Source organism: Candidatus Proelusimicrobium excrementi, assembly GCF_937881865.1.
In the GTDB taxonomy this organism is placed as follows: Bacteria; Elusimicrobiota; Elusimicrobia; order Elusimicrobiales; family Elusimicrobiaceae; genus Proelusimicrobium; species Proelusimicrobium excrementi.
Genome location: NZ_CALGEO010000095.1, coordinates 1 through 11,199 on the forward strand (window position 1 = coordinate 1; position 11,199 = coordinate 11,199).

The 11,199-nt window shown below is 45.5% G+C and carries 13 protein-coding genes and 1 tRNA gene; 3 read left to right on the forward strand and 11 right to left on the reverse strand.

Going from position 1 to position 11,199, the window contains the following annotated elements:
* From ACQY26_RS04170 to ACQY26_RS04180, 3 genes are all read right to left on the reverse strand, one after another.
* A partial coding sequence (locus ACQY26_RS04170; RefSeq protein WP_428047856.1) for a hypothetical protein occupies positions 1–222 on the reverse strand: 222 nt, incomplete at its 3' end.
* A 9-nt stretch (positions 223–231) separates the two neighbouring features.
* Positions 232–876, reverse strand: coding sequence for a polysaccharide biosynthesis/export family protein (locus ACQY26_RS04175; protein WP_428047857.1), 645 nt, complete (start codon positions 874–876; stop codon positions 232–234).
* A 41-nt stretch (positions 877–917) separates the two neighbouring features.
* Entirely contained in the window at positions 918–2,540 is a 1,623-nt protein-coding gene (locus tag ACQY26_RS04180) for an O-antigen ligase family protein (protein ID WP_428047858.1), read from the reverse strand.
* Positions 2,541–2,583: 43 nt separating this feature from the next.
* Between ACQY26_RS04180 and ACQY26_RS04185 the strand changes: the two genes are divergently transcribed.
* Positions 2,584–3,036 carry a hypothetical protein gene (locus ACQY26_RS04185; protein ID WP_428047859.1) on the forward strand — a complete coding sequence of 151 codons (453 nt, stop codon included), beginning with the start codon at positions 2,584–2,586 and terminating at the stop codon, positions 3,034–3,036.
* A gap of 51 nt (positions 3,037–3,087) precedes the next feature.
* On the opposite strand, the gene ACQY26_RS04190 is transcribed toward ACQY26_RS04185, so the two are convergent.
* The 3 genes from ACQY26_RS04190 to ACQY26_RS04200 are packed head-to-tail and all read right to left on the reverse strand — an operon-like array spanning position 3,088 to position 4,701.
* A complete protein-coding gene (locus tag ACQY26_RS04190; RefSeq protein ID WP_428047860.1) occupies positions 3,088–3,279 on the reverse strand; it encodes a hypothetical protein in 192 nt (63 codons plus the stop codon).
* Entirely contained in the window at positions 3,276–4,394 is a 1,119-nt protein-coding gene (locus tag ACQY26_RS04195; protein WP_428047861.1) for a hypothetical protein, read from the reverse strand. The genes ACQY26_RS04190 and ACQY26_RS04195 overlap by 4 nt, the downstream gene beginning before the upstream one ends.
* A 1-nt stretch (position 4,395) precedes the next feature.
* Entirely contained in the window at positions 4,396–4,701 is a 306-nt protein-coding gene (locus ACQY26_RS04200; RefSeq protein ID WP_428047862.1) for a hypothetical protein, read from the reverse strand.
* Positions 4,702–4,815: 114 nt separating this feature from the next.
* Between ACQY26_RS04200 and asnA the strand changes: the two genes are divergently transcribed.
* Together asnA and mgrA are read left to right on the forward strand one after the other, a co-directional pair.
* Positions 4,816–5,823: an aspartate--ammonia ligase gene (gene asnA, locus ACQY26_RS04205; RefSeq protein WP_428047864.1), complete on the forward strand. Its 1,008-nt coding sequence runs from the start codon at positions 4,816–4,818 to the stop codon at positions 5,821–5,823.
* Positions 5,824–5,833: 10 nt separating this feature from the next.
* Positions 5,834–6,829: an L-glyceraldehyde 3-phosphate reductase gene (gene mgrA / locus ACQY26_RS04210; RefSeq protein WP_428047865.1), complete on the forward strand. Its 996-nt coding sequence runs from the start codon at positions 5,834–5,836 to the stop codon at positions 6,827–6,829.
* A gap of 73 nt (positions 6,830–6,902) precedes the next feature.
* On the opposite strand, the gene ACQY26_RS04215 is transcribed toward mgrA, so the two are convergent.
* The 5 genes from ACQY26_RS04215 to ACQY26_RS04235 all read right to left on the reverse strand — a co-directional run.
* Positions 6,903–7,217 (reverse strand): DUF805 domain-containing protein, encoded by a 315-nt coding sequence (locus ACQY26_RS04215; protein WP_428047866.1) that lies wholly within the window; start codon positions 7,215–7,217, stop codon positions 6,903–6,905.
* A gap of 73 nt (positions 7,218–7,290) precedes the next feature.
* Positions 7,291–7,905 carry an HAD family hydrolase gene (locus tag ACQY26_RS04220; RefSeq protein WP_428047868.1) on the reverse strand — a complete coding sequence of 205 codons (615 nt, stop codon included), beginning with the start codon at positions 7,903–7,905 and terminating at the stop codon, positions 7,291–7,293.
* A gap of 158 nt (positions 7,906–8,063) precedes the next feature.
* Positions 8,064–8,135, reverse strand: a tRNA-Arg gene (locus ACQY26_RS04225).
* Between the two features lie 252 nt (positions 8,136–8,387).
* Entirely contained in the window at positions 8,388–8,819 is a 432-nt protein-coding gene (locus ACQY26_RS04230; protein WP_428047869.1) for a pyrimidine dimer DNA glycosylase/endonuclease V, read from the reverse strand.
* A 61-nt stretch (positions 8,820–8,880) separates the two neighbouring features.
* Positions 8,881–11,199, reverse strand: a 2,319-nt coding sequence (locus ACQY26_RS04235; protein WP_428047870.1) for an autotransporter domain-containing protein, incomplete at its 5' end; no start/stop codon positions are given.

Consider the following 11,199-nt stretch of genomic DNA (forward strand, 5'->3'; position numbering starts at 1 on the left):
TTTAATACGTTTTTTCTTCTTATCATTAGATTCGTATTCATCTTTTAGGTGTTTTTTCTTAATTAAACTAGAGAATTTTAATACAAACCCATTATCATATGGAATATTCTTTAACTCATTGTATAATTCTTTAACTAAAGTCTTTTCCTTTAATTCATTACTAACTAATATTGCAAACGAATAAACACAAACTATCTCTTCATTGTTTAATTCTTCTTGCATAATCATCCTCTAGAACATACTTTGGGGCACAAAGACGACATCCCCCGGCATAAGCGGAATATCCAAAGATTTATTGCCTTGTTTTGTTATTTGGGTTACGTCGACGTCTATTGCGGTTTGTTTGCCGTTTTCCATACGCAGCACTCTTACTTTTGAAAGCGCCGCGATATCGGTAAATCCGCCTACGGAAGTTATGGCCTCAAGCACGGTAAGCGGCTTTTCCGGCGGGATTTGTATGGCCGCCGGCTTTTGCACTTGGCCCAATACGTATACGGTTTTATTTCCGTATTCCTGTATCAGCATGGAAACCTGCGGTTTTTTAATATACGTTTTTAAAGCCGAAGAGAGCTTTTCTTCCGCCTTGGATAAAGAATATCCGGCTATTTTAACGTTGCCGACAAGCGGATAAGTGATTGTTCCGTTTGTGGCGATACGCAGGGTGCGTTTCATATCTTCTTCCATAAAGACCTGTATTTCAACAAGGTCGCCGGGCTGTAAAATATAATCGGAAGAAGCTTTTAAATCGTTTAAATTTTGCGCCACTTCGCGCGGATTAATTTCCGTTAAGCCGCTTTCGGCGTTTTTTTGCGCGCCGGCGCATGCGTTAAGCAGTAAAACAACTGATAAAAGGGCGATAATGTTATAAGTTTTCATATACTCTATATTTTACAAAATATAGAGGTAACATAAAAGGTTTATAAAGCGTTCATGTATAGTTTGGAAAGTTCTTTTTCGCGCGGGTATTTTTTTAGGTAAGTTTCCGCCAAATCAAAGGCTTTTTTCCTGAGTTCGGCCCTTTGTTCCGGCGGCAGGGAAGCGTCCAAGCTTTTATTATAATATTCCACGCCGAGGCTTAAGGCGTAACGCGGGGAAGGATAATAAGCCAAAGCTTTTTGATAGTAAAGAGTTTTTCTTTCAAACTTAAATCCGTCCGCGAAATGATGAAAACGCCACGCCGCCGCTTTTTGGGCCGAAAACCAAAAACAAGCCGCCAAAAATAATAAAACGGCCGCTTTGAAAAATGCGTTAAAGCTAATGCGGGAGTATTCCTCCCGCCAAAAGGTAACCCCGCATAAGAGGCCCGCGGAGGTGAAAAAGAGCGAGGCGCAGGCCGGTATGAACAAGGAAAAGTCCACCGCCGAACTTATGCAAAATGATATGCAAGCGCAAAAAATGCCGGTAAAAAGGGCTTGTTTCTTTGCGGGCAGAGCTTTTATCCTGCCTAAAAGAAATATTATGAACGCGGCGGCGCAGATGAGCGGCGGCAAGAAGCCGGCAATGCCCGCGCCCAGCAGTATTTCCAAAGGATCGCTGTGCAGGCGTTCAATATAGCTGTTAAGCGGTTTAGTGTAATTTGTTATCATAACCGGCAATGCGCCTGCGCCTGTGCCGAATACGGGCCTTTCTTTTAAGGCTTCAAAGGCGGAACGGTATAAATCTTTCCTGATATCGGTTGAAACGGAAGAACTTCTTTGCGCGAATGCGTTTATTTTATCTTCATTGGAGTAAACGGCAAAGGCTCCGCTTAATCCCAAAGCGGCTATAAGGAGCAGCGCGCAGATTTTAATTTTAATGTTTTTTAAAAATATAAAGGAAAGGCAAACCGCATAAACCGTTATACCCGCCGCCAATGCCGTCATAGCCCCTCTTGAACGCGTAAACACGGCGGAAAGGGCCAAAAAGAGAAAAAGAAAAATTAAAATCAGCTGTTTTGCGTAGAAATCGTTTTTTTTATTTTCCCGCAGATATTCCGCTTTTAAGGCGAAGTGCGAAGCCGCCAACGCCGCGCAGAGTATTGAAGCGGCGGCCAAAAAACATCCGCCGTGATTGCGGTTAACAAACGGGCCGACGCCCTCGCTTATCCCGGTAAGAAGTTTAAGGTATACGCCGGGAAGAGCCATATTCAAAACGGCCGTAACAACCGCCGGCAGCAGAAACACCCATAAAATATTTCTTGAGGCTTTAAAATCCTTAGCTATATCCGCGCCTATGAAAAAGAGGCAAAGCCACGTCGTAAAAATTGAAACGTGCTCTAAGGTGTAAAGCCTCATCATGGTGGAAGGATACGGCGGAACGGGGTCTATGAAAGTGGTTGTAAAACAGGCTTGAAGCAAAGTGTAAAATATCAGGAAGAGAAATCCGAACCCGCCGGCCTTAAAAGGTTTTGAAACAGCCGCGCCTCTTCTAAATAACATCAAAGCGGACAAAATAAAAATCCCGCCCTGAAATACGGCGAAAGCCCACGGCGCGGTTCCGGCGAAAGCTAAGAACTCAAACAATATAAGCAGGGTTAAAAAACCTTTAAAAAACAGATCCATATTAATTAATATTGTATAAAAATTTGATATATTGAAATATATTATGAATATTTGTTTTATATGTCACGCCAATATATGCCGCAGTTTCGCCGCTGAAAGGCTGTTTAACGCTCTCGCGGAAAAGAACGGGAAGAGTAATCTTAAAGCCTTTTCCAGGGGCGTTTATGCTTCCCCCGCTTATGAGATCCCCTCCAAAATAAAAAAATTTTTGGAAGATAACGGGGCCTCCTGGCAGGGGCATTGCTCCACTTTGCTGGGCAGGGAAGACGTCGAACGGGCGGATCTGCTGCTTGTTATGACGGAAGATCAGCTTGATCTTATTATGGATAAGTTCCCGCAGTACGCCGACAAAATCTTTCTTCTTTTGGATTACGCTTTCGGCTTGGAAGAGGATATGCCCGATCCCATATCAAAAAGCGGCCGCGGTTTTGAAAAAATCATGAACAGGCTAAAAGAAGCCGCGGAAGCCGTTTTTAAAAAGGTTTCGGCGGCCTAAAATTTTACATTATAAAAAATCCCCCCTTTTAAGGAGGGATTTTTTGTGCCTTTAAACTTTTTCGGGATTCTTTTCTTTAAGTCTGAATCCTTTTAAGGCGTTTTTTAGAGTTTCGTACTCTTTCCAGCCGGCGTTTACGCCTTTGGGGCCGGTTGCTTTATTGCATGAGAGCAAATCATAGTTTTTGCCGTCTTTAGGGCAAAAATAAAGCCCCTGTTCGTTTTCTGTCGCCTGATACATCATTGCAGCACCTCCCAGCCTTTATTTACGGCGGTTTGCAAGTCCTCTTCGCTAAGCGTTTCGCAGGCGGGCGTGCCTGCGATATTGATTTTCTGCCCGCTTTGAACCTGTGGCAGAGAGTCAAAAAGCTCCAGAACGGCGTTTTTATCCATGCCCGTATAGGAAACGTCTATTTGCGGCGCGCTTTCCTTAAAAGGCGCGGAAGATGAAACTTTTAGCCCTTTAAAGCCGGGTATCGGCTTTTGGCGGGTTCCGCGGCATTCCACCTTTTTAAGCTGCGCGGCGCCGGATAAGTCCCAGCGGGACATTTGCAGGCTTTCCGCGTTAATAAAAGCACCTATCGCGCTGGTTAAGGCGGAAAAATCCGCATTTTCGAACTCCGCCGTTTCAAGGGAAGACATATTCGCGAACATATTTATCATATCCAGCGGTTTGAAGTTGCGGAAGATAAGCCTTTTCAAGTTGGAGCAATTCCTGAAAGTGCAGTAATTTTTTGAAGCTTTATCCATATAGTTCAGCGGAGCGCAGTATTTAAGCGCGGAACACTCGTTAAACGCCCCGTAAACGTCTTTTACTTTTATTTCCTCTTGAGAGCAAGTTACGGCCTCAATAATCCTGTTGCGTACTTTTTTAATGTCATTGTCATCCGATACGGAAATTCTCTCCATCAGCCCGCTTACCGCGCTGTGGAGCCATAAAAGCCCTTGTTCCTGCGTTCCGGAATCGGAGCTTCTTTCGCATTTGAAGTTTTTTATTTCCACATTTTCTTTAACCGGGCTCACGGTAAAAACATATACGGAAAGGGCTTCCGGGCAGCTGACCAGCGTCGCGGCGGAAGAGGGAAGATCGGCAATATTTAGCGCGCATTGCCCGCCGCTTGTGTAAACGCCGAAGTCCTCCCCGTTAAGAAGAACTTTATACCCCCCTTCGGCTTCGGCCGAAAAGGCGAAAGCGGGATATTTGTCGCTCAGGAGAAGCCCCAAAGATCCTTTCGGCGTAATGTGGCGCAGTTCGGGCCAGGAAGCCGGTTTTGTCCAATTAAAGTCCGTTGGAACAAAACCGCGTGCGGCCTTAAAGGTTAAATTCCCTTTGAGGGAAGTTATAAGGGAAGTCCGCATTTTACTGCACCGTTATTTTAAGATTGTCGGAAGAAATGCCGCTTAAATCGCACTTTAAATACAAATTGGCGAATTTAAGGTATAAAGGGGTATTTGGTTTTAAAATAATCTGAACGCCGTTTTCATCGGTGAGCGGATAATAATTTGCGTCGTCTTGGCTTATCTGCAATTTTATTTCTCCGCCGCTGACGGAGCCTGTGGCCAAAAGGCTGACGCATTCGCTTCTGCCGTTGGTGCAAGCGGCGATTTCCGTCAGTTTTACGCTTTTGTTTACGGCGGGATTTTGGGAAAGATCTGTTATAAGCATTAAAAAAACCTCATATTAAACTTTATATGAGGCTCTCCCTAAGAAAAAAATATCAAAAAACGAGGTTTTTGTCAATTTCCCCACTTTTGCCGGGCTTTTTTATACAATTTATTAATGAAGAAACTTATACTCCCGGAAAACTATAAAAGCTCTACGGATTTAAGGCAAACTCAAAGAGCGATAAAATTTATCAAAGACACATTCCAGCGCAAGCTGGCGTCGGCGCTTAATTTGGAAAGGGTGTCGGCTCCGCTTTTTGTTGAAGAGGCCAGCGGGCTAAACGACGATTTAAACGGAGTCGAAAGACCCGTTTCTTTTGATTTAAAACAGACCGGCGTAAAAGCCGTTATAGTGCACTCCTTGGCAAAATGGAAGCGCATGGCCCTTAAGCTTTACTCTTTCGCTCCGGGCGAAGGCTTGTATACCGATATGAACGCCATACGCCGCGACGAAGAAACCGATAATCTTCATTCCGTCTACGTAGACCAATGGGACTGGGAACTTATAATCGATAAAGAACGGCGCACTGCGGATACTCTTAAAGAAACGGTTCTAAAGATAACCGGCGTTTTGGCGGATACCTTACAGGAACTTAAGGCGAAGTATCCCGCCGTAAAAACCGAAATCAGCCGCGAAGTTTATTTTATTTCCGCCGCCGAGTTGGAAGCCAGATACCCCGCGCTTACCCCCAAAGAAAGGGAAAGGGCCGTAACCAAAGAACATAAAACGGTGTTCGTATCCGGCATAGGCTGGCCTTTAAAAAACGGACTTCCCCATGACGGCCGCGCGCCGGATTATGACGATTGGTCTTTAAACGGCGATTTGCTTATCTATAATGAAGTGCTTGAGGACGCTTTTGAACTTTCCTCCATGGGCATACGCGTGGACGCGGATTCTTTGGAAAAGCAGCTTAATGCGGCAGGCTGCCCCGGGCGTAAAAAACATCTTTACCATAAATTAATTTTGGAAGGCAAACTGCCGCTTACGATAGGCGGCGGCATAGGCCAAAGCCGTTTGTGTATGTTGCTTTTGGGCAAGGCTCATATAGGGGAGGTTCAGGCCTCCTTATGGCCGGAAGGTATGCGGGAAGAATGTTCAAAAAACGAGATAAATTTGTTGTAACGGAGGGTTCATGTACAAAGCTGAAGAAAGCAGATATTCAAAAATGAAGTTCAACCGCTGCGGGTTTAGCGGGCTTAAACTGCCGGCGGTTTCTTTGGGGCTGTGGCACAATTTCGGCACCAATGACGATTTTGACAATATGAAAGCCATTTGTTTTACGGCTTTTGACAACGGGATAACGCATTTTGATCTTGCCAACAATTACGGCCCGGTTCCCGGCTCGGCGGAAGAAAATTTCGGTAAAATAATCAACGGCGATTTAAAGCCTTACCGCGACGAACTTATAATCAGCACTAAAGCCGGATATTTGATGTGGCCCGGCCCTTACGGCGACAACGGCAGCCGCAAATATCTGCTTGCCAGCCTTGACCAAAGCCTTAAACGCATGGGTCTTGAGTACGTGGATATATTTTACTCTCACCGCATGGACAAGGAAACCCCGCTTGAAGAAACTATGGGCGCGCTGGACCAAGCCGTTAAATCCGGCAAGGCTTTGTACGCCGGCATTTCCAACTATGACGCCGAAACGACGGCAAAAGCCGCGGAGATATTAAAAGAGCTTCATTGCCCTTTCGTAATTAACCAAATAAGATATTCCATATTTGACAGAACCATAGAGAAAAACGGACTTAAAAAATACGCTTTGAAAAACGGCCTCGGCCTGATAGCTTTCAGCCCTTTGGCGCAGGGGCTTCTTACGGGCAGATATTTAAACGGCGTTCCCGCGGACAGCCGTATCGCCAAAGACGGCAGATTTTTAAAACGCGCGGATTTGACGCCCGAAAGGCTTTTGCAGATAGTGGCTTTAAACAAAGTTGCCGAAAAACGCGGGCAGACTTTGGCGCAAATGGCCTTAAACTGGGTTTTGCGCGACGAAGCCGTTACAAGCGTGATTATCGGCGCGAGCCGCCCGGAACAAGTCAAGGAAAATCTGGGCGTAATGGCGTTTCCGTCTTTTACCGAGAAAGAACTTGAAGAAATAGATAAAATATCTTCCGCCGATTAATCCGCGCAGGAAGCAATTTGTCAAAGCAAAAAGGCGGCCTTTAAAAGCCGCCTTTTTAACAGTTTGAATTTGGTTATTTTGAAGCTTTTTTGCTCGGCAAAGCGCATAAGAAAAGCACTATAAAAATACCTATGCCGAAAATCAAGCTCAACAGCCACCAAGGGCTATGGCCGGCGTTTCTAAGACGTCTTGCGGCCACGCTGAGCCACGGCAGCAATATCGCCAAATTAAAAAGCCCCGCCAAGAAAGCGAAAATCAAGCCTAAAACCAAGCTGATTATTGCGGCGAAAAGAGTGAAGTACCAAAATTCTTCCCTGCCTGCCGTTCCTTCAAAAGCAATGTATTTTTTTGTTACGATGTTAACGAAATATTTTTTAAACAATTCCATTTAATTACTCTCCGTTATAATTTATTGCCTATGTTTGATAGTATAAAACATTTGGGCAAAGGTTCAAGTGGCCCTATTTATGCGAAGGCCGATTATCCAAAGCAGAAAGTTCTTCTTTCAGCCGGGCGGGAGAAGTAAAACGAATCCCGGCCATCCCCAGCGCGCGGGCCGCTTCGACGTTGGCGGCGTTGTCGTCTATAAAAACGCAATCTTCGGCTTTAAGATTGTAACGGGCTAAAAGACGTTTGTAAATCTCCGGGTTTGGTTTGATTACTTTTTCCTCCCCCGAAACGACTATGCCCTCAAATAAATCCAGGAAAGGGAAATTCTTTTTTGCCCAAGGGAATTTCTCCGCCGACCAATTCGTCAAAGCGTAAAGCGGCGTACCGGCCTTTTTTAAATCTTTAAGTATCTCCACCGTGCCTTCTATCGCTCCGCCGAACATGTGATGCCAGCCTTCGTCGTAAAGGGCCAGCTCCCGGGCGTATTTGGGGCAGGTTTTTTGGCCGCGGGCGATATTTTCTTTAGCCGTAAGGCCGGCGTCCATGGCGACAATCCACTCGGAATTACAGCAAGTTGAAAGAAAATCTTCCATTCTTGCGTCGTCGTTAAAAACGGAACGGTAAAAATATCTGGGATTCCAGTCGATAAGAACCCCGCCCAAATCAAAAATTATGTTTTTTTTCATAAAGCTATTGTAACATAAAAGGAGAGTAAAATATTTGCGTCCGGGTATATTTTTGAAATATTAAGAAGCACAAAAAAATAAAGGGCCTTAAAAGTCCTTCTTGTGTCCATTTGTGCCCAAATTTGGGCACAAAATTTTAAACTATATTCCAAAACAAATACCCCCAATAAGAATCGAACTTATATCCCCTGCTTAGAAGGCAGGTGCTCTATCCATTGAGCTATGGGGGCGTGTTAAAACTGCAAATTATATTTCTTTGACATAAATATTATATAAAATTTATCAAAATTTTGCCCGTTTTTTATTAAAAGTTAAATTTCCGCTTTGCGTATAGGTCTTTTGGCCCTGTTTATTTATGTAAATAAAATTAAGCACTTGTTAGCGGAATATGTGAAAGCTTTGGCGTAAAAATTGATTTTAGCGATAGAATTAGGCCCATAAATTTATTTTTATGGGCCTAAACTTTATCCTAATGATTTGATTTATTTTTTATTTTGTGTCATTTTCCCCTGCACGCTTTTACGGTACCAAGCGGGCTTTTGGGCTATTTTTTGTTTAAGTCTTTGAGTAATAACGGCGATGGCGCGTTTATCAGGCCGCCAGTCGTTAAATAATTTGTTTTCTATAAATACTTCTTTGGGGAATTTCCTGTTTTTATCGGGCTTAAAACCGCGCGTTATCATTTCCGTCCGCAAAAGCGCGTATCGCTTGTAAAGGTATTTGCCTTTATCATAGAAAAATCTTACGTGCCCTTTGCCCAAGGTAAAACTCTTGGGAATATCATCAAAGCGCGCGCCGTTTTTCGCCTTTAAAGAGCGCTTTAAAGCGGCGGGCACCATAACAATTTCCCTGTATTCCGCTATCAGGTGCTGATCGTAAAGCTTTTCCGGCGCTATTAAATTTATCCGCGTCATAAAAAATATATTAAAGCGGAAAACGCTTTTTTCAAGATGACGGGTTTAACTTACGGGCCGTTTAAAACTCGTAACGTCTTCTTACGTTGCGTATTTCGTTGCTGTCGGTTTTATTTTCGTAAGTTTTATCGTTCTTTTTTGTCTTCTTTACCTTTTTTTGTTTTTCCTTTTTAGGTTTTTCGTCATAATCACGGTCATAATAGCCGCGGTCGTATTTGTTGTATTCGTAGAAAGATTCTTTGCGGGCTTTCTTGCGGTTTTTGCTTCCGCCGCCAAAGGAAATACCCCCGAAAGCGTACCTGATGCCTGCGTTTACGCCCCAGCCTTGCAATTTGTCGCCGGCTTCATAGCTGCCGACGGCGTGCCAGTAGAGGTTTTCCGTAAGCTGCATATTGATTCCGAGCCCCGCTTCAAGCGTGCCGCCTTTAAGGCTTGTTGTTTCCTTGGCCCCGCCGTAGCTTACGTCGCCTTCGCCCATAAACTCATATCTGTAGGCAAGTTCCAAAAGCGGCTCTATAAGCAGTCCGTTTGCCTGACGCATACTGTAGGCAACCATAACCGCGCCTTTTGCGCTTAAATAATTGGCTTTATCGTATGCCAGGGGGCCGGTTCCGCCTTTTACTTTTGTTTCGTCGGAAGAAGCGGACATATATTCAATTTCCGCTTTGGGTTCTATGCGGATAAAGGAATCCCCTCCCAAGTCCTGAGTAAATTCCTTACCGCCTTCCAAACTTACGGCGAAAATGCTTCGTTCCGGCTCAAATTTAAGCTGACTGCCGGAAGCGGAATAATGCGTCATATCCAGTTTTGTCCAGAAGTTCCTTGCCGCCAAATCCACAAACCATTTGTCGTCGTTTGCCAAAGTGGCGTATATGCCGACGCTCGGTGATGTTCCCTTGCCGTCGCCGTAGACGGAGCCGTTTTCCTTTTCGGTTTTTATTGAACCCGCGTTTGCGTAGCCTATCATGACGCCGGCGTATAGTTTTGTTGGCTCATTGGGCGTAAAAAGCCAGTCATAGCCCGCTTCAACGCCGAAAAGGCTCATATCCGTTTCAACGAGGTCTTTTACGCGCATATCCTTATAATAGGTTCTGGCCCATATTCCGTTTTGGTTGGAGCCTTCCGTCATATTTCGCAAATCGCCCATTCTTTTTTGCAGGGAGTTCATTCCGCTTCTGGCTATTACGCTGTTCATCAAGGGGATATTAAGCATACTCTTAAACACGTCGGTATATACCATGGAATTGCGCAGGTAATAATCCGAACCTACCCCCGCCGCCGTACCTTGGTGCAAAAGATACTCATAGCCGCCTTCGTCCCATTTGCCGCCCAACAATTCAAAATCTCCGTCAACTTGCGCGCCGGAAGAAAACTCCACCAGTTTTATGCCGTCGCCGGTTGTTTCTTTTGCGACATCTGCGGTATTGCTTAAGGCAAGTACCGTTTGGCCTTCATAATTTTCTTTTACGGTCAGCCTGTCGCTTTCCCCGGTTTCAAGGTTTACGTTCATTTTGATTAAAGCGTTATCGGCTTGGATATTATCCGCGCTTAAATTTGTAAATCCCGCGGAATCTTGCGCTATATTAACTGCCGCGCCGGCGCTTAAAACCATATCGCCGGAAATATGATTATCCCCGTATACGTTCAGCAGTCCGCCTTGCGCGGAATAGCCCTGCAAAGAACCGCCGGAAAGCAGGTTGACGGTTCCGCCATCCGCATATACGTTTTTGGCCGAAGCGGAAACGTTGATGTTTTGGGTTCCGCCGGAAGCCGCAGTTACGTCCTCGGCATATCCGCCGGCTAAAATATTTTGTACTCCGCCTTGGGCTATTAAAGCTCCGCTGGCTAGGCCTGCTATATTCTGAACGCCGCCGCTTACCGCAGTTGATACGGCAGTGCCGCCCTCATATACGTTTTGAACCGCGCCGGAATTTACATAAGTGTGGCTTGTTACGCCGCCGGAAGATACGTTTTGGGCCGCGCCTTCGTTAAGATTTGTATTTATGGCGATGCCCCTGATGACGTTCTGCACGGCCCCGGCGGCTTCCGTATTTCTTGCCGTACCGCCGGCGGTTATATTCTGCACCGCGCCGGAATTAAGCGCGGTGGAATTGGCTACGCCGCCCATAATGTTTTGCACGGCCGAAGCATTTGCTTGAGTATCGTTTACGGTTCCGCCGGAAGATACGTTCTGCAGTCCGCCCGCGTTTATAACCGCGCTTACCGCGCTTCCGCCAGCGGCCACGGTCTGCGTGCCGAACGGGGAGCCGAAATGCAACGCCTGCCCCTGCCGGGGATTCTGCGAAGGCCGGGAAATGTGGCAGAAGCTCCCGGTGAAGCTGCCGAAAAAGGCGAAAAAGCAGGAAAACCGCACGGTCTT